The organism is Streptomyces sp. NBC_01237, assembly GCF_035917275.1.
GTDB lineage: Bacteria > Actinomycetota > Actinomycetes > Streptomycetales > Streptomycetaceae > Streptomyces.
Map to the genome: position 1 here is coordinate 4,305,040 of NZ_CP108508.1, position 17,018 is coordinate 4,322,057.

At 71.1% G+C, this 17,018-nt stretch carries 17 protein-coding genes; 7 read left to right on the forward strand and 10 right to left on the reverse strand.

The window, feature by feature from the left end; genetic code table 11:
* Positions 1-675, reverse strand: coding sequence for a GNAT family N-acetyltransferase (locus tag OG251_RS18895; protein ID WP_326678301.1), 675 nt, complete (start codon positions 673-675; stop codon positions 1-3).
* A 161-nt stretch (positions 676-836) separates the two neighbouring features.
* Between OG251_RS18895 and OG251_RS18900 the strand changes: the two genes are divergently transcribed.
* Positions 837-1,634 carry a VOC family protein gene (locus OG251_RS18900; protein ID WP_326678302.1) on the forward strand — a complete coding sequence of 266 codons (798 nt, stop codon included), beginning with the start codon at positions 837-839 and terminating at the stop codon, positions 1,632-1,634.
* A gap of 98 nt (positions 1,635-1,732) precedes the next feature.
* Here the strand turns inward: OG251_RS18900 and OG251_RS18905 are convergent, their stop codons facing one another.
* The gene (locus OG251_RS18905; protein WP_326681538.1) at positions 1,733-2,002 is read right to left on the reverse strand and encodes a hypothetical protein; all 270 of its coding nucleotides are present in this window, start codon (positions 2,000-2,002) and stop codon (positions 1,733-1,735) included.
* 140 nt (positions 2,003-2,142) lie between these two features.
* Between OG251_RS18905 and OG251_RS18910 the strand changes: the two genes are divergently transcribed.
* On the forward strand, positions 2,143-2,508 hold the full coding sequence (locus tag OG251_RS18910; protein WP_073728004.1) for a PH domain-containing protein: 366 nt from the start codon (positions 2,143-2,145) through the stop codon (positions 2,506-2,508).
* A 103-nt stretch (positions 2,509-2,611) separates the two neighbouring features.
* Here the strand turns inward: OG251_RS18910 and OG251_RS18915 are convergent, their stop codons facing one another.
* The 3 genes from OG251_RS18915 to OG251_RS18925 form a co-directional block, all read right to left on the reverse strand.
* On the reverse strand, positions 2,612-3,382 hold the full coding sequence (locus tag OG251_RS18915; RefSeq protein ID WP_326678303.1) for a peptidoglycan recognition protein family protein: 771 nt from the start codon (positions 3,380-3,382) through the stop codon (positions 2,612-2,614).
* Between the two features lie 82 nt (positions 3,383-3,464).
* Entirely contained in the window at positions 3,465-4,691 is a 1,227-nt protein-coding gene (locus OG251_RS18920; protein ID WP_326678304.1) for a cation:proton antiporter, read from the reverse strand.
* Between the two features lie 196 nt (positions 4,692-4,887).
* On the reverse strand, positions 4,888-6,417 hold the full coding sequence (locus OG251_RS18925; RefSeq protein ID WP_326678305.1) for an alpha/beta hydrolase: 1,530 nt from the start codon (positions 6,415-6,417) through the stop codon (positions 4,888-4,890).
* A gap of 248 nt (positions 6,418-6,665) precedes the next feature.
* On the opposite strand from OG251_RS18925, the gene OG251_RS18930 reads away from it, so the two are divergent.
* Together OG251_RS18930 and OG251_RS18935 are read left to right on the forward strand one after the other, a co-directional pair.
* The gene (locus OG251_RS18930; protein ID WP_326678306.1) at positions 6,666-8,942 is read left to right on the forward strand and encodes an MMPL family transporter; all 2,277 of its coding nucleotides are present in this window, start codon (positions 6,666-6,668) and stop codon (positions 8,940-8,942) included.
* Between the two features lie 9 nt (positions 8,943-8,951).
* Entirely contained in the window at positions 8,952-10,082 is a 1,131-nt protein-coding gene (locus tag OG251_RS18935) for an acyltransferase family protein (RefSeq protein ID WP_326678307.1), read from the forward strand.
* Positions 10,083-10,158: 76 nt separating this feature from the next.
* Here OG251_RS18935 and OG251_RS18940 read toward each other — a convergent pair whose 3' ends face one another.
* The 5 genes from OG251_RS18940 to OG251_RS18960 form a co-directional block, all read right to left on the reverse strand.
* Positions 10,159-10,362: a hypothetical protein gene (locus OG251_RS18940; RefSeq protein WP_326678308.1), complete on the reverse strand. Its 204-nt coding sequence runs from the start codon at positions 10,360-10,362 to the stop codon at positions 10,159-10,161.
* A gap of 267 nt (positions 10,363-10,629) precedes the next feature.
* Entirely contained in the window at positions 10,630-10,995 is a 366-nt protein-coding gene (locus tag OG251_RS18945; RefSeq protein ID WP_326678309.1) for an SCO5918 family protein, read from the reverse strand.
* 238 nt (positions 10,996-11,233) lie between these two features.
* Complete coding sequence (locus OG251_RS18950; RefSeq protein ID WP_326678310.1) at positions 11,234-12,808, reverse strand: DEAD/DEAH box helicase; 1,575 nt, start codon at positions 12,806-12,808, stop codon at positions 11,234-11,236.
* A gap of 247 nt (positions 12,809-13,055) precedes the next feature.
* A complete protein-coding gene (locus tag OG251_RS18955) occupies positions 13,056-13,259 on the reverse strand; it encodes a cold-shock protein (RefSeq protein ID WP_326678311.1) in 204 nt (67 codons plus the stop codon).
* A gap of 284 nt (positions 13,260-13,543) precedes the next feature.
* Positions 13,544-13,870 (reverse strand): MerR family transcriptional regulator, encoded by a 327-nt coding sequence (locus OG251_RS18960; protein WP_326678312.1) that lies wholly within the window; start codon positions 13,868-13,870, stop codon positions 13,544-13,546.
* Between the two features lie 663 nt (positions 13,871-14,533).
* Here OG251_RS18960 and OG251_RS18965 point away from each other — a divergent pair.
* The 3 genes from OG251_RS18965 to OG251_RS18975 are packed head-to-tail and all read left to right on the forward strand — an operon-like array spanning position 14,534 to position 16,987.
* Positions 14,534-15,037 carry a hypothetical protein gene (locus OG251_RS18965; RefSeq protein ID WP_326681314.1) on the forward strand — a complete coding sequence of 168 codons (504 nt, stop codon included), beginning with the start codon at positions 14,534-14,536 and terminating at the stop codon, positions 15,035-15,037.
* Positions 15,038-15,051: 14 nt separating this feature from the next.
* Positions 15,052-15,633 (forward strand): toxin, encoded by a 582-nt coding sequence (locus OG251_RS18970; protein ID WP_326678313.1) that lies wholly within the window; start codon positions 15,052-15,054, stop codon positions 15,631-15,633.
* 40 nt (positions 15,634-15,673) lie between these two features.
* Positions 15,674-16,987, forward strand: coding sequence for an MAB_1171c family putative transporter (locus OG251_RS18975; protein WP_326678314.1), 1,314 nt, complete (start codon positions 15,674-15,676; stop codon positions 16,985-16,987).
* The last annotated feature ends 31 nt before the right edge of the window (positions 16,988-17,018 follow it).

Consider the following 17,018-nt stretch of genomic DNA (forward strand, 5'->3'; position numbering starts at 1 on the left):
TCACGGGGCGATCGTGCCCCCGCTCCCCACGCCCGCGGAGCCGGCCGGGTCCGCCGGGGCCCGACCCCGCCCGGAGCCGGCGTCCAGGCGGGCGGCGAGGCGGGCCTTGGCGGCGGGCCATTCCCCGGCGAGCAGCGAGAAGTAGACCGTGTCCCGCCAGGTGCCGTCGTGGCGCAGCCGGTGGCGGCGCAGTACGCCTTCGCGGCGGGCGCCGAGGCGGGCTATCGCGGCCTGCGAACGCTCGTTGAGGTGGTCGGTCTTCAGCTGTACGCGGCCCATGCCCAGCTCCTCGAAGGCATGGGTCATCAGGAGCAGCTTCGCCTCGGTGTTGACCGCCGACCGCCAGTGGGCGCGGCCGTACCAGGTCCAGCCGATCTCCAGGCGCTCGTGCTGCTCGTCGACGTCCAGGAACGTCGTCCAGCCGATCGCCCGGCCGCTCGCCCGGTGGATGACGGCGAACGGGAAGTACGTGCCCTCCCGCGCGGCTTCGAGCAGGCCCGTGAGCTTGGCCCCGAGCTCGTCGCGCGTCCGCGGGGTCGGGCCGCCCTGCCAGCGCCAGACCTCGTCGTCCCGGCCACCGGCCTCGAAGAGGTCGTCGAGGTGGTCCGTCGTCAACGGCACGAGGCTGATGTGGCGCCCGGTCAGAGTCACGGGCCGTGGGGTTGTCGCAGGCATGGCGAGAGTCTAGGCCGTCTAGGCCACTTTGAACTAGCCAGATAATTTTATGCACTAGCGCAAAGAGCCGTTGTGCGTTCCCAACGCGCGAGGAGCCCGGTCGCTGACTAGCGTGACAGTGCGGGGCGGGACCACGCCAGCGAGCGGAAAGAGTCGGAGCCATGGCTGTACAACCTGAGGGCACACCGTGCTGGGCGGACGCGATGTTCGCCGATGTCGAGGGCGCGAAGAGCTTCTACGGTGACGTGCTGGGCTGGACGTTCGGCGAGTCGTCGTCGGAGTACGGCAACTACACGCAGGCGTACGCCGACGGCAGAGCGGCGGCGGCCGTCGTCCCGCCGATGCCGGGAGCGGAAGGGCACTCCGCCTGGTGCCTCTACCTCGCCTCACCGGACGCCGCCGCGACCGCCGCCAAGATCCGTGAGCACGGCGGCGAGGTGCTGATGGAGCCGATGACGGTCGGCGGGTTCGGCACGATGGTGCTGGCGCGCGACCCGAGCGGGGTCGTCTTCGGCGTGTGGCAGGCCGGTACCCACGAAGGCTTCGAGGCCACGTCCGGGCCCGGCGCGTACTGCTGGGCCGAGGTCTTCACCCGGGAGCCCGCGACGACGGACGCGTTCTTCTCGGCCGTATTCCCGTACCGCATGCGGCAGATGGAGGGCGGCGAGATCGACTACCGGGTGTTCGACGTCGGCGGTGACCCGATCCTGGGGCGGATGAAGATGGGCGACGACTTCCCGCCCGAGGTACCGCCGTACATCAGCGTGTACTTCTCCGTCGCGAACTGCGACGCGGCGGTGGCGAAGGCGACCGAGCACGGCGGAGTGCTGCGGTTCGGGCCGATGGACAGCCCCTTCGGCCGGTTCGCCGCGCTCAGCGACCCGCAGGGTGCGACGTTCGCCGTGATCGACACCGGCACGGTCCAGGGCGAGATGCCCACGATCACCCCTGTGTCCTGATCACCGCCGTGTCCTGATCAACGCTGTGTTCCGAGGGTGCCGCGGCGGTGTGCTTCTGCGGCTCGGAGGCCCGGGGCGGCTCAGAGGCCCGGGGCGGCTCAGGGATCCGCCGTCCCGGGCGTCCCGCCGCTCCCCGCCGCGCCCGAGTGGACCGGCCACGGTGCGCCGTACGGCGAGGTCGTCGGCGTCGGGGTGGGTTCCGGGGGCGCGAAGGGGCCCGACCGCGTCTCCATGAGGAGCATCATCACGCCCCCGATGAGCAGACTGATCACGATCAGCGCCAGGCCGACGGGGTTTTGGGGGTTGTACACGTACCGGTTGGAGCCCCACTTGCTGCGCTTGAATACCGGCTCGTCGTCAGGATGCACAACGGAATCCTAGAGACGCCGCTCCCCATGGGGCCCGTTCCGGGAACCGGAGACCCTGTCCGGTGCGTAATACCGTACGAAGATCGTCCGACTCGGGACGTTTGATCCACGGTGGACACGCAGGAAAGACGGGGACCCCCATGGCACTGTTCGGCAACGCGCACACGGTCAACCCGGCCAAGGCGCAGCAGGATTACGCGCGGCTGCTGGGCCAGGGCGAGCAGGTGCACGCCGCGTACCAGCTGATCCGCGACACCATGCTCTTCACCGACCGTCGGCTCCTCCTCATCGACAAGCAGGGCATCACCGGCAAGAAGGTGGAGTACCACTCCGTCCCGTACCGCAGCATCACGCACTTCGCGGTGGAGACGGCCGGGACGTTCGACCTGGACGCGGAGCTGAAGATCTGGATCTCGGGGAGCGCCACCCCGATCGAGAAGACGTTCACCAAGGGCGTCGACATCTACGAAGTGCAGGCGATCCTGACCCAGTTCGTGGCCCGGTAGGGCCCGCGGGCCCCGTGACCCGCCCCGGGCTCGCCGGGTCCCCGGTGTGCGGCGCCGGATGTGCGGCACCTGATGCGTGGGGCCCGGTGTGCGGCGCCCGGTGTCAGAGCGTCGGGCGGAGCCGGGCCGTGGCGATCTGCCGTCCGGTCTTCGCCCGCAGCGCGGCCACCTTGTCCCGCAGCACGGGCAGCAGTGCGTACAGCACCTCGCCGGGGCAACGGGTCCCGTAGCTGTCGCGGTGCCCCGAGATGACGTGGAGCCTGGCCGTCTCGCCCTTGTCGTACAGGCTCTCGTCGTTCGTCGAGACCAGCTCCACCGTGCCGCGCGGATCGGCGCCGGGGCGCAGTTTCCAGGCGGCGACCTTCGCGATCCCGTCCGCGAGCGCCTTCGGCACCGTCGTACCGGCGCCGAAGCTGCCGAGGGCCGCGATGCCCACGGTGTCGGCGTTGAACCCCTTGGTGTGAGCCCCGCGCACCGGACGGGCGACGCCGCCCGCGCGGCCCTCGTAGATGGTTCCGCACCGGTCGACGACGAAGTTGTAGCCGATGTCGTCCCAGCCCTCGCTCCTGACGTGGTCGGCCTGCACGCCGCGGATCAGTTCGGGGGCATCGGCGCAGTCGTACCCGTTGGAGTGGCCCGTGTGGTGGACGAACACCGCCTTCGCCGCCCCCGTGTAGCGCGGCACCTCCTTGACCAGCCCCTCGTCCGCGTGCCAGGACGCCCGGCTCACGATCACCGGCTGCGGCAGCCCGCGCGGCGCCGCCGGGCCGATCGCGGCGGGAGCGGGCGGCACGATCCCGGCCGGGGCGTCGCGGAACACCAGGAAGGCCAGCGGCAGGAGCAGGACGCCCGGGGCGAGTCGGCGGGACCACATGGGTCCCAGACTGCGCTCCGGCCCCCCGCTTCGCAGAGGAGCGGGCCAACCGGGTGAGAGCGGCGCCGTTCTCACGCCCCGCTCACCACGGGTCCGCGCCCTCCGCGGACAGGGACGGCGCACCGGGCCCCGCCGCGCCCGCCCCCCGGCGCAGCAGCCGGAAGGCCAGCAGCGGGAACGTCAGCACGGACACCATGGCGGCCGCCACGAGCGCGGCGCCCTCGCCCGCCCCGAGCACCTTCTCGTCCAGGCCGATGGTGGTGATCGCGACGACGAGCGGCAGACAGGTGGACGCGAACAGCGCCAGTGCCGGCCGCTCCGCCCCGCCCGCCAGATCGCGTGGGGCGAGCAGATACGCCGGAGCGCCCCGGACGAGCAGGAAGAGCAGCAGGAAGACCGGCAGGAGCACCAGCGGACGGCCGCCGTCGAGGAGCGCCGCGAGGTCGAAGTCGATGCCGGTGACGATGTAGAAGAACGGCACCAGGAAGCCGAAGCCCATCGCCTCGATCCGGCCGAGGATCTCCGTACTGCTGTCGGGCACCGCGCCCTGGAGCACCAGCCGGGTCAGCATTCCGGCGGCGAAGGCGCCGAGCAGGGTGTCCAGGCCGAAGACATGGGACAGGCCGAGCATCCCGGCGAGCAGCAGCATCACGAAGCGGACGGCGAACTGACCGCTGCTGTGCAGGGTCCCGGCGATGATCCGGGCGAACCACGGCGGCCGGGGCCGCACCGCCCAGAACACCGCGCCCGCGGTCACCAGGGCGAAGGCTGCCAGCACCGCACCGGCCGCCCCGGGGCTGCGGCCGCTGAACAGCAGGGCCATCGCGATGATCGGGCCGAACTCGCCGACCGCCCCGAACGCCATCACCACCGTGCCGAACCGCCCCTCCAGGCGCCCCGAGTCACGCAGGATCGGCAGGACGGCTCCGAGAGCGGTGCTGGTGAGCGCGGTGCCGATGACCAGGCTCTTCGCCAGGTCCGCCCCGGTCAGCGCCAGGGCGATACCGAGTCCGGCCGCGAACGAGACCGCCCAGGCCCACCCCGAGCGGCGCAGGGTGTCGCCGCGCACGGCGGCGAACTGGATCTCGTACCCGGCCAGGAAGATCAGCATCGACAGGCCCAGATCGGAGAGCGCGTCGATGACCGCGTCGTGATGGGCCCAGCCGAGCACATCGGGTCCGATGATGATGCCCAGCGAGATCTCGAAGATCACCACGGGGACGGAGAGCCTGCGCCCGACGGCGTAGGCGAGCAGCGGCGCGAGGACCGCCATGGCCATGATCAGGATGAGGGTCCCGGGGTGCTCCATCGCTCGTGTATAGCAAGAAACCGCATCGGATCATCCGATATCGCCCTCCGGGGCGACGCCCCGTCCCCACCGGTCTCCGGCGCCCCGCCCCGCCCGTCTCCGGCGCCGAGTCCCCACCGGTCTCCGGCGCCTCGCCCGCCCCACCGGTCCGGGCGCCCCGCCCGCCCCACCGGTCCCCCGCTCCCGCCCCTCCGGTTCAGTTCGCGCAGTGCGTGTCCTGCGCGGGCCGCCGCCCGGTGACGAGGAATTCGCTGACCGTGCGGTCGCCGCACGCGTTCCCACCGCCCAGATACATGCTGTGACCGCCCCGGCCGACCGTGACCATCCTGGCCCGGTCCCCGAACGCGGCACGCATCTTCAGGGCGCCGCTGTACGGGGTGGCGGGGTCGCGCAGGCTCTGGATCATCAGGACGTTGGACGGACCCTCGTCCGTGATCCGGGTGGGCCTGTCGGCCGGAGCGTCCTTCCAGAACGCGCACGGCGTGATGTTCGCGGGCATCCCGGCCGTCAGCGGGTTCCGCTCCCGGTCGGCGGCCACCGCCCGCCGGTACCCGGCGACGGACCCCGGCCAGCGCACGTCGTTGCAGATCACCGCGACCATCACCGCCGCGTCCTCGTCCGGGATCACCTGGGCGAGGTCCGGCGTCAGGACCGGGCTCCCCTGCGGATCGCGCGCCTCCTGGATCATCCCGGCCAGCGGGGCGAAGGCGCTGTCGCTGAACAGGGCGCTCTGGAGTGCCTGCCGCAGCCGGTTGCCGGTCAGCGGCAGGCCGGGGACGTCCGACTCCTTCGGCTCCCGGTCCAGCTTCCGGGCCAGTGCGAGGAACAACGGCTCGACGTCCTCGGCCCGTTCGGCCAGCCGCAGGCCCTGTTCCTCGCGGGCCGGGTCCGCCGCCCAGGCCGCGAAGTCCGGGAAGCGGTCGGCGGCGCCCACCGCCATGTTCTCCATCCAGCCGCGCCCGACCCGCGCCGGGTCCGGGTCGCCGTTGGCGTCCAGGACCCAACGGTCGGTGTGCCGCGGGTACTTCTGGGCATAGACCGCGCCGACATAGGCCCCGTACGAGGTGCTCCAGGCCGACAGTTTCTCCTCGCCCAGCGACTGCCGGAACAGGTCGATGTCGCGGACCTCGTTCTGCGTGGAGAAGGAGCGCAGGACCTCGCCCCCGTTACGGGCACACGCCTCGGCGGTGCGCCGGGACCGGTCGATGTTCTCCGCGATGCCCCCGTCCGCCCCCGGCCAGGCCCGCAGCGTCACCAACTGCCGGTCCCCTTCGGCGATTCCGCAGCCCGCCCGGGTACTGCCCCCGACGCCCCGCGGATCCAGGCTGACCAGGTCGTACGCGCCCCGGGTCGCCGTCCGCAACGCCTCCCCCTTCTGCGCGAGCCGCTCCACGCCCGACGAGCCCGGCCCGCCGGGGATCACGACCAGCGTCCCGCGCCGCGCCGCGGGCCGGTCGGAGCGCAGCCGGGTCACGGCGACGGTGAGGGTGCGGCCGTCCGGATTCCGGTAGTCCAGCGGTACGGGCAGCTCCGCGCACTGCTGCCCGTCGGCACCGGTCGAACCGTCGGGGAGCTCGCAGCCGTGCCAGGTGAGGGAGGGCGGAGAGGAAGCCGGGGACGCCCGGGGCCCGGCGTGGGCCACCGGAGTGACGGAGGCGGTCAGCGCCGAGGCGACGGCGGTGGCGGAGAGGGCCAGCAGGAGGGTCTTTCGCGTACAAGTAGTCATGGGACAAGGGTTGTTGACGTGGCGTCCATTTCCCATGCGGCAGACCCGAGACCCGGGGTGGGGCTAACCCGTCAGGGTGCCCGTCGGGGTTCCCGCCGGGCGGCATGCCGGACGGCCTGCCGTACGCCTCGTCGGGGAGCCCGTCACCCGTTCCCCCGCACCGGCGTGCCGCGGCCCGGCAACCGACCTTGAATACGGAGTGTCCGAGGCGCCCCGCGGGGCGCCCCTCTCCGGGAGCGGGAGCCCCCATGCCGTCGACACAGGCCCGCGGGCACCGGGGGCCGGGACCCGCCGCCGACCGCCGTACCGGTGTGCTGCGCCGGACCGGCGCATGGTGCGCCCGGCACTTCGTGATCGTCCTCGTGCTGTGGCTGGCCGCCCTCGCCGGGCTCCAGGCCCTCCAGCACGCGTACGGCGGCGACTACTCGGACGACTTCTCGCTCCCCGGCACCCAGTCGCAGGACGGCCTCGACGTCCTGCGGGCCCACGCGCCCACCGCCGGCGGCTACAGCAGCCAGGTGGTGCTGCACGACGGGTCCAAGGCACTCAGCGAGTTCAGCGGCCAGGTCTCCACGGCCGTCACCGACCTCCAGAAGCTGCCCGACGTGCTCTCGGTCCAGAATCCGCTGCCGCCGTCCGGCTCGACACCGCCCCCGCCGCCCACCGGCACGCCGAACACCGGGCCGCTCTCCACCGACGGGAGGACGGCGTACATCACCGTCCGGTTCAGCGTCCAGCCGTCCACGCTCGACCCGTCGTACCTGGACGGGGTCGATGCCGCCGTCCAGCCCCTGCGGGCCGCGGGCGTCGAGGTGGAGTACGGCGGACCGCTCGGCGAACTGGCCCGGCCCGAGGCCGACGACCGCACCAGCGAGGCCATCGGCTTCGGCGTCGCGATCCTTGTCCTGCTGATCGGCTTCGGCAGCCTGCTCGCCGCGGTGCTGCCCCTGGTGACCGCGCTGATCTGCGCCCTGTGCGGGCTGGCCCTGCTGGGGCTGCTGGCCGCCGCCGCCACGTTCGCCACCGTGTCACCGACGCTCGCCACGATGATCGGCATCGGCGTCGGCATCGACTACGCGCTGTTCCTCGTCACCCGGCACCGCCAGAACCTCCTCGACGGCGAGGACCCGGTGACGGCCGCCGGGAACGCGGCGGCCACCAGCGGGCGGGCCGTCCTGCTCTCCGGCTGCACCGTGATCATCGCCCTGTCCGGGCTGTGGGTCTCCGGCATCGGCTTCATCGGCAAGCTCGGCCTGGCCGCGGCGGTCACCGTGGTCACCGCCGTGATCGGGGCCCTCACCCTCGTACCGGCCGTTCTGGGCCTGATCGGACGGCGCATCGACCGGCTCCGGGTGCGGGCCCCCGTCGCGGAGACCGACGCGGCGCCCGGCGAGGAGGCACACGGCGGCTGGCACCGGTACGCCCAGCGGGTGGAGCGGCGCCCCTGGTGGTTCCTGGCCGGCGGGGTGGTCACCCTGGCCGTCCTCGCCTTTCCCCTCTTCTTCATCCAGCTCGGCCACATCGGGGACGGCGCCGACCCGAAGTCGTTCACCGACCGCCGCGCCTTCGACCTGATGTCCACCGCCTTCGGACCCGGCTCGAACGGCCCGCTGACGCTCGTGATCGACCAGAGCCGGGTCCCGCAGTCCGACCGCTCCGCGCTGGCGGACCAGGCGCAGAAGGCACTGACCGGGGTGCCCGACGCCGCCGTGATCACCCCGCTCACCGCCACCTCGGACGGCGACGTCCTGACCGGCACCGCGTACTCGGTGGCCGCCCCGCAGGACGAGCGCAGCACCGCCCTGGTGAACCGGCTGACCGACGACGTCCTCCCGCAGGCCGTCTCCGGCACCGGGGCGAGCTCCTATGTGACCGGCACGACCGCCGCCCAGGTCGACTTCCTGGACATCGTCTCCAGCCGGCTGCCGCTGATCATCGCGGTCGTCGTCGCCCTCGCCTTCCTCGTCATCCTCACCGTGTTCCGCGGCCTGCTCGTCGCCGTCAAGGCAGCCGTGCTGAACGTCCTGTCGATCGCGGCCTCTTACGGCGTCGTGGTGGCCGTCTTCCAGTGGGGCTGGGGCGGTCCGGCGCTGGGAGTGTCGGGGGCCGTCCCGATCGAGAGCTATGTGCCGATGATGATGTTCGCCATCGTCTTCGGGCTCAGCATGGACTACGAGATCTTCCTGCTCTCCCGCATCCGCGAGGCCTGGCTGCGCACCGGCGACCCGAAGGCGAGCGTGGCGCACGCGCTGGAGATCACCGCCCGGGTCATCACCTGCGCGGCGCTCATCATGGTCAGCGTGTTCGCCGCCTTCGTCATCAGCGACAACATCGTGGTGAAGATGCTGGGCCTGGGCCTGGCCGCCAGCGTGCTGATCGACGCCACCGTCGTACGGCTGCTGCTGGTGCCCGCCGTGATGACCCTGCTGGACAGATCCGCCTGGTGGACACCGCGCTGGCTGGACCGGATCCTGCCGCATCTGGACGCGGAGGGGAAAGGGCGGGGGGCCGGGGACAGCCCTTAGGGTGTCGGCGTGCCCTCGCTGACTTCGCTGACCTCACTGGCCGCCAGGCTGCCACGCCCCACCGCCGCCGGCGCGGGGGCGACGGCCACGCCCGCGGCCACCGGCGAACGCCCCGCCGGGCGGGACCACTTCTTCGACAACGCCAAGTACCTGGCGATCGTGCTGGTGGCGATGGGCCACGCCTGGGAGCCGCTGCCGGACAGCGGCCGGCTGGTCGAGACGGTGTACACCTTCGTCTACACCTTCCACATGCCGGTGTTCATCATGATCGCGGGCTACTTCTCGCGCGGCTTCGAGCTGCGGCCCGACCGGGTGTGGAAGCTGGTCACCGGGATCCTCGTCCCGTACGCCGTCTTCGACATCGTCTTCGCGTACTTCCACCGCGCCGTGGGAGACCCCACCGTTTCGGTGTTCCCGTCGCTGTTCGCCCCGTACTGGCTGCTGTGGTTCCTGCCCGCCCTGTTCTTCTGGCGCCTGTCCACACCGCTCTGGCAGGCGGTCCGCGCCCCGGTGGCCGTGGCTCTGGGTGTCGCGGCACTGGCGTCGATGTCCCTGGGCATCGACCAGGGGATGCAGGTCCAGCGGATGCTCCAGTTCCTGCCGTTCTACGTGCTGGGCCTGCGGCTGGGCCCCCACCACTTCGACCTCGTACGCCGCACCTGGGTGCGCGTCGTGTCCCTCCCCGTGTTCGCCCTGGCCCTGCTCGCGGCGTACTGGGCGGTGCCGCGGACGACGACCCTCTGGTTCTACCGGCAGTACAGCGCGCAGGAACTCGGCTCACCCGCGTGGGCGGGGCCGTCGGCGACGCTTCTCCTGTTCGGCTGCGCCGTACTGCTCGGCGCGTGCTTCCTCGCCTGGGTGCCGAACCGCCGGACCTGGATGAGCGCGCTGGGAGCGTGCACCCTCTACGGCTACCTGCTGCACGGCTTCGTCATCCGTACCGCGCTGTACCGGGGCGTCTACGACGAGCCGTTCCTCTCCACCCCGCTGGGCACGGTCGCGGTGACCGTGGGCGGCGCGGTCGTGGTGACCCTGCTGTGCACGCCGCCCGTCCGGCGGGTGCTGCGTCATGTGGTGGAGCCGCGGATGAACTGGGCGAGGCAGGGACGCGCGGGGTCCGAAGCGCCCCGTCGGGTCTGAAAGCCCCCCGGGGCCGGACGGCACACACCTGGCGTCACACGGCTGACAGGCGTGGCGCGCCGCCCGGCCGGGGTCCTCAGCCGATGACGTACGTCCTGCCGAGCACCGTGGCGTGCTCCAGCACGTCCTCCAGCGGATCGTCGATCTGGCCCGTGGAGATCAGAGCCACTTGAGGGCCGTTGTGCGCGTTCGTGTGTGTCTCGTCGGCGTACGCGGTCCCTGCGGCGGGCAGCACGGACGCGAAAACCGTCACGCCGAGCGCGGTCAGCTTGCTCTTCATGGCACCGATCCTCCCCCTGCCGGGAAAGCGGAACCTGCGCATCACATCCGTTTGGCGGAGTCTTTGTTACACACGATCACACCTGGGCACAGTCGGCTTGTCACATCGTCGCCGTCACGGCCGGGCAGCCCCCGGGCGCGTCCCGGCCCCACCGGCAGTACCGGCCGCGCACCGGGACGGCCGAACGGGCCCGGCCGGCCGGGCGAGGGTGAAGTCGCCGGCCGACAGGGCCCGTTCGTAAGGCGGCCGGGGTGACCCGGCCTCCGCTCACACCTGGCCGGCACCCGGCGCGGGCAGCGGCTCCGCTGCCGGGAGCACCGGCTCCGGCCGCGGCTCCGGCGTCCCGAGCAGCGCGGACGCCGTCTCCAGCGGGGTCAGCGCGGGAGCGGGGACGGCCGCCTGGGCCGTACGGCAGGTGAAGCCGAGGCGGGTCAGCGCCCTGGTCACCTCGGCGGAGGAGAAGTCGCGGCGGTCCTGCCGGGTGATCACTTCCCCGACCTGCTTGACGGGGTAGACGCGGCGGCTGATGACCACGGCGTCTCCGGTGACGGGTTCGGGCTTGATGCCCTTCATCGAATCCTCCACTTCGTTCTTGAACAGATCGAAGGGGAAGCGGGCGATGACACAGCGCATGGTGCCTCAGCAAGGTCGAGTCGAAGAGAAACCGGACGGGGACTGCCGGTAGGAACTGGCGGTACGGGACGGGCACGGGACGGCGGTACGAACCACCGGCCCGGAACTGCCGGTACGAGAACTACCGGCACGGGACGGCCGGCACGGAACTGCCGGTACGAGACTGCCAGGAGCGAACGGCCAATGCGAGACGGCCGGTACGGAACAGACCAGTACCGGCCGTCTCCTACCGGGAAGGCTACGCGGCGCGGTTGTTCCGGCGCTGCGAGGCGGCGGCGCGCGCCTCCGGCGTGGGCACGCCCGGACGGCGTCCGCGCGAGGGCGCTCCGCCGCCGCGCTTGCTGCCACGGCCCATGAACGCTCCGCCGGTGCTCCTGGACCGCTCCTTGGGCGCCGCGCTGATGACGACGGGGACGCCCGAGGGCGCCTGCGCCCCGGTGATCCGGCTCAGCTCGGCCTCGCCGGAACGGACCTGGGCGATCTGCGGGGTGATCCCGGCATCCGCCATCAGACGCGTCATCTCGCGACGCTGCCCCGGCAGCACCAGCGTGACGACGCTGCCGGACTCACCGGCACGGGCGGTACGGCCGCCGCGGTGCAGGTAGTCCTTGTGGTCGCTGGGCGGGTCGACGTTCACGACGAGGTCGAGGTTGTCGACGTGGATGCCGCGGGCGGCGACGTTCGTGGCGACCAGGACCGTGACGTGCCCGGTCTTGAACCGCTCCAGGGTGCGGGTGCGCTGCGGCTGCGACTTGCCGCCGTGCAGCGCGGCCGCCCGGACACCGCTGTGCAGCAGGTGGTCGGTCAGCTTGTCCACGGCGTGCTTGGTGTCCAGGAACATGATGACGCGGCCGTCGCGGGCCGCGATCTCGGTGGTCGTGGCGTACTTGTCGGCGCCCTGGACGTAGAGCACGTGGTGCTCCATCGTCGTCACCGCACCGGCCGCGGGGTCCACGGAGTGGACGACCGGGTCGTGCAGGTAGCGACGGACCAGGAGGTCGACGTTGCGGTCCAGGGTGGCCGAGAAGAGCATCCGCTGCCCCTCCGGGTTCACCTGGTCGAGAAGCTCCGTGACCTGGGGCATGAAGCCCATGTCGGCCATCTGGTCGGCCTCGTCGAGAACCGTGATGGTGACCCGGTCCAGCTTGCAGTCACCGCGCTCGATGAGGTCCTTGAGCCGGCCCGGGGTCGCGACGACGACTTCGGCACCGCCACGCAGCGCACTGGCCTGCCTGCCGATCGACATGCCGCCGACGACGGTGGCGATGCGCAGCTTGAGCGACCGGGCGTACGGGGTGAGCGCGTCGGTGACCTGCTGGGCCAGTTCCCGGGTGGGGACGAGGACCAGGGCCAGCGGGCGGCGGGCGTCGGCGCGCCGGCCCTCGGTACGGGCCAGCAGAGCCAGGCCGAAGGCGAGCGTCTTGCCCGATCCGGTCCGGCCGCGGCCCAGGACGTCACGGCCCGCGAGGCTGTTCGGCAGGGTCGCCGCCTGGATGGGGAACGGCACCGTCATGCCCTCGGCGACGAGAGCCGCCTTCAGCGGGGCCGGCATGTCGAGCTCGTCGAAGGCGGCCGCTGCGGGCAGCGCCGGAGTGATGGTGACCGGCAGGGCGAACTCACCCTGCTTCGCGGCGGGCCGGCGGCCGAAGCCGCCGGACCGCTTCGGTCCACCGCCGGAGCGCTGCGACCCGCCACCGGAATACGATCCGCCGCCGGAGTACTTCGGCGCGCCACCGGTGCGGCCGCCGCTGGAACCGCCCGAGCGGGTCCGGGAAAATCGGTCGTTCGTGCGAGATGCTCGTTCGCGGTTCATGCAGAACCTTTCCTCGATGTGGGGCACGTATCGAGGGATTCTTTTTGGGCAGGAGCCTTGGAACGGCGCCCAGAATCGCAAGAACGAGCCGATGAAATGAAAAAGGAAATCGAAGCCCGGCCGCCGGGAATCACTGCACCGGACACGGCTTCGGGAGGGGGCGCGGAATACCAGCCCCGGAAACGACAACGAGCCGGGGCCCGCACCCCAAGGTGCGGGCCCCAGCTGCGCAGTACGACCTGAGTGATCAGGCGGGGGTGATGTTCTCGGCCTGCGGGCCCTTCTGGCCCTGCGTGACGTCGAAGTTCACCTTCTGGCCCTCCTGCAGCTCGCGGAAGCCGGTGGAGGCGATGTTCGAGTAGTGGGCGAAGACGTCAGCGCCGCCGCCGTCCTGCTCGATGAAGCCGAAACCCTTTTCGGCGTTGAACCACTTCACGGTGCCAGTAGCCATGTCATATCTCCTTCGGGGCTGTGCCCACGTGGGCTCACACTGTGCGAGCCCGACGTCGCCGCGATGATTACCCCGTCCGGAAAAACAACCGGAAATACAAAAGCGCACCCACCGGTACAGAACCGGCGAGAGCACTTGAAGTTTTGGGAACCACAACTGCAACTGAGATCAACCGTAGCACGATGCGAGCGGAAGAGGGCTGTACGTAATATCACTCCGTCTGACGCGGCATAAACCCTCATCGCACATTGCACAAAATTCTGTGCTGGCGAATGCAGATATGTTCAGGAGTCCGTCGGCCGCCGCATCTCCGCGTTGAGGCGCAGCGCCTCTTCGAGCTGGTCCTCCAGGATCACGATGCGGCAGGCGGCATCGATCGGCGTGCCGGCGTCGACCAGCTCGCGCGCGCGAGCCGCGATGCGGAGCTGGTAGCGGGAGTAGCGGCGATGGCCGCCCTCGGAACGCAGCGGGGTGATCAGGCGCGCCTTGCCGATCGCCCGCAGGAGACCCGGTGTCGCACCGATCATCTCGGCGGCGCGCCCCATGGTGTAAGCGGGGTAGTCGTCGTCATCGAGCCGATCGCCCGCGTGCGAGGGGGTTTCCGGGGGCATCTGCACCTCTTCGTGTCACACATGTTCCGCCACGCGTGCCCGAGGACCCTCGGCGCCGTACGCCCCCAGGGTGTCCCTCTGCTCGCGTACCGCTGTTTAGCTCGACCGCACAAGAAACCCTAATCGTACGAGAACGCCATGTCTATCGCGGCCAGGACAGATTCCCGGCGCGGGGGGCGGGGTGCCGGACGGGGCGCGCGGCACAGCTGACCGACCGGTCAGTTGTCGCCGGATGGAGTAAGGGCCATAATGCACGCGTAGCCCTTCACGCATCCCCCGTCGTGAAGGGCTACACCCATGTCCGGTGACAGCAAACGGACTTCACGATTCCGGATATCGCGTTTACCGCACGCGTCACACTCCACGGCGCGGGCCCGTTTCCCGGACCCCGTTTCCCGCGCGGGCCTCGCATCCGGGCTGCACGAAACATGGGCAAGGGACTCCCCTCGTGGTCCCCTGCCCATGTTTTTTTGAGTTAACAGTGACGTAGAGTGTTTGCGCAAGCTCATTCCGGCTCTGAAGCCGATTGGTCCGCTTCGTCACCCACGCTGCCGGAACCCTGTCGGGGTTCGTTACAGTACGAGCCCGTTGACCGAATCGAACATCGCGCAGCGCACGACCGAGCGCCCCGTGGTGGACGTGATCGTGGGGGGCCGGATGGCAATGGACAACGGTGAAGAGCACGCGCCGGAGCTGAATTCGCTGCGGCAGAAGGTCGAGTACATGGTCGAGAAGACCTTCCCCGGCCAGAAGATCTCGGGCCGGGTCTTCGCGGAGCTGGTCAGGGAGCGCGGCGGTTCGCTCTCGCACAGCTACTTCTCCAACATCCTCGCCGGAAAGGTCACCCAGCCCTCCGAGGAGATCCTCAAGGCGCTCGGTCTGGGGTTCGGCGTGGACTGGCACTTCTTCAAGGAGGAGTCCGAGGTCGTCGACGATGTCGTGGCGGGACTCCAGTTCCTCGCCAAGCGGCGCACGGGGGAGATCAGCGGCCTGGCGGGCCGGGGCATCGGCGACGACGGGCTCTCCCCGGAACTGCTGCAGTTCGCGATGTCGCTGCTGGAGGACGCCTCCAGAGGCCGGGACAGGGACCCGGAACCGGGCGGTTCCGCACGCTCCGGGCCCGACAGCCGCGGGAGCTCCGGAAGCTCCAGCGGCCCGGCCGCGTAGGCGGCGTCAGCGCCATGTCTCTGCGCAAGCTGCGGAAAGAGTGCGAGGCGGGCCTGGCCGACCTGCCCCTGCCGACCCCTTTCTCGCTGCCGGGCCTGGTGGCGAACATGGAGGCGGCACGCGGCCGCACCATCCGTCTGCACGAATTGCCGGACCGGCTGGCGCGCGTCAACGCCGCCTGCGGACTGCGTCTGAAGGCGGGCACCACCAGTTTCGTCCTCTACCGCCGACGCCCGACCGCGTACCAGACCCAGCACGTCATCCTGCATGAGCTGTGCCACGAGTGGTTCGACCACGGAACCACCCTCTCGGCGGACCAACTCCGCACGCTCCTCCCGGTCTTCGACACCTCGCTGATCTCCCGGATGGTCTCCCCCACGGTCGCCGAGGCGTTCGGGGCCGAGGACAGCACGGTCCAGGCCCGCGCCCAGTACGACACCCACGACGAGCGGATGGCCGAATTCGGTGCGTCGCTGATTCCCCGGATGGCCAGGGACATGACCACCGATGACATGGTGGGGCGGCTCGCCAACTCGCTGTCCCGCCCCGTCGCCCACCGCCGCCGCGGCCTGTTCCGCCGGCGGGACGACGCCTGACCCCCTTCCGCTCCCCTCACCCGAAGGAACAAGGACCGCCGTGACCCCCCTCGATCTCGCCGGCTACCTGATAGCCGGCCTGATGACGGCCGTTGCCCTGTGGCGCATGCCCGCAGCCCTGTGGGGCGGCGAGGAAGACAAACGACGGCGGGCCCTGTGGGGCTGCTACGCCGGATTCGCCATCGCCCTGTGGACCAAGACCAGCGCCGTACGCATCGGGCTCAACAACAGCGCCGTGACCGACCTCGCCGTACTGATCAAGCACTACACGGCGACCATCGCGATCCTGGCCATACTCAGCTACATCGTCGCCATCTACGGCCGCTACCCCGAGGGGGGCGGCGTCCCCCGGCACGTCCGCTTCGCCCGCCTCGTCCAGCAGGTGGCGGCCAAGGCGTCCGTGGCGACGCTGATCCTGCTGACCGTGCTCTTCTTCACCGTGGTCGACCGCTCGGTCCCCTCGGACCGGTTCGTCTCCGACCACGCGGGGCAGTGGGGCGCCACGCTCTACATGAGCGTCTTCTACCTCTACCTCGGCGCCGCCTCCGCCGTGTGCGCGTACCAGTGGGCCCTGGCCACCGCCGACGCACGGCTGCGCCATCTCCGCGTCGGCCTCGGGATGATGACCTTCGCGATGTTCATCGGGGTCGGCTACACGGTCAGCCGGACCCTGTTCCTGTGGATCAGCGTGATCGACACGCCCGGCGAGGACTTCGCCCTCCGGTTCGACGAGATCACCGAGGCGGCACAGCTGGTGCTGTTCGCGTTCTTCGCGCTGGGCGCCTCGATCCCGGCCTTCAGCAAGGGCGCGCACCGGGCGAAGCTGTGGCGGGCCCAGGTGAAACTCCACGCGCTCTGGTACGAGTTGATGACCGCCTTCCCCGACCAGCCCTTCGACCCGCCCGCGTCGCTGGCCCGGGAGCTGACCCGGTTCGACACCCCGTCGGACCTCCGGGTCGACCGGTGGGCCGCCGATATCGCGGACGCGGTCGAGAAGCTGCGGCACTACGTGCCCGACGATCTGCTCGCCGCCGCCGAACGCGCGGCGGCCGAGGAGACCCGGGACCCGCGGCGGACCGGCCCGCTCGTCGACGCGTACTGGATCAAGGCCGCGCTCGCCGCCAGAGCCGCGGGCGCGCCCGCCGGTGGCGCGGCGGTGGTGGCGGCCCAGCAGAACGCCGACCAGGACGGCGACCACGCCACCGACCAGGACGGCGAGGTGGCCCGGCTGGTGCGGGTCGCCGACGCGTACCGGACGGTCACCGAAGCACGTACCCGCCGGCTCCTCGCGTCCGTGGGGGCACCGGCGGCGGAATCCGCACAAGAGCCGGGAAGGGCAGCGAAGACGGCATGAACAGCACCACCGAGAACGATCCCGGTTCCGA

Excerpts from the sequence above, each read along its gene's own strand:
- OG251_RS18895 (WP_326678301.1), bottom strand. The coding sequence starts at position 675 with ATGCCTGCGACAACCCCACGGCCCGTGACTCTGACCGGGCGCCACATC.
- OG251_RS18900 (WP_326678302.1), top strand. The coding sequence starts at position 837 with ATGGCTGTACAACCTGAGGGCACACCGTGCTGGGCGGACGCGATGTTC.
- OG251_RS18910 (WP_073728004.1), top strand. The coding sequence starts at position 2,143 with ATGGCACTGTTCGGCAACGCGCACACGGTCAACCCGGCCAAGGCGCAG.
- OG251_RS18915 (WP_326678303.1), bottom strand. The coding sequence starts at position 3,382 with ATGTGGTCCCGCCGACTCGCCCCGGGCGTCCTGCTCCTGCCGCTGGCC.
- OG251_RS18920 (WP_326678304.1), bottom strand. The coding sequence starts at position 4,691 with ATGGAGCACCCCGGGACCCTCATCCTGATCATGGCCATGGCGGTCCTC.
- OG251_RS18925 (WP_326678305.1), bottom strand. The coding sequence starts at position 6,417 with ATGACTACTTGTACGCGAAAGACCCTCCTGCTGGCCCTCTCCGCCACC.
- OG251_RS18930 (WP_326678306.1), top strand. The coding sequence starts at position 6,666 with ATGCCGTCGACACAGGCCCGCGGGCACCGGGGGCCGGGACCCGCCGCC.
- OG251_RS18940 (WP_326678308.1), bottom strand. The coding sequence starts at position 10,362 with ATGAAGAGCAAGCTGACCGCGCTCGGCGTGACGGTTTTCGCGTCCGTG.
- OG251_RS18945 (WP_326678309.1), bottom strand. The coding sequence starts at position 10,995 with ATGCGCTGTGTCATCGCCCGCTTCCCCTTCGATCTGTTCAAGAACGAA.
- OG251_RS18950 (WP_326678310.1), bottom strand. The coding sequence starts at position 12,808 with ATGAACCGCGAACGAGCATCTCGCACGAACGACCGATTTTCCCGGACC.
- OG251_RS18955 (WP_326678311.1), bottom strand. The coding sequence starts at position 13,259 with ATGGCTACTGGCACCGTGAAGTGGTTCAACGCCGAAAAGGGTTTCGGC.
- OG251_RS18960 (WP_326678312.1), bottom strand. The coding sequence starts at position 13,870 with ATGCCCCCGGAAACCCCCTCGCACGCGGGCGATCGGCTCGATGACGAC.
- OG251_RS18965 (WP_326681314.1), top strand. The coding sequence starts at position 14,534 with ATGGACAACGGTGAAGAGCACGCGCCGGAGCTGAATTCGCTGCGGCAG.
- OG251_RS18970 (WP_326678313.1), top strand. The coding sequence starts at position 15,052 with ATGTCTCTGCGCAAGCTGCGGAAAGAGTGCGAGGCGGGCCTGGCCGAC.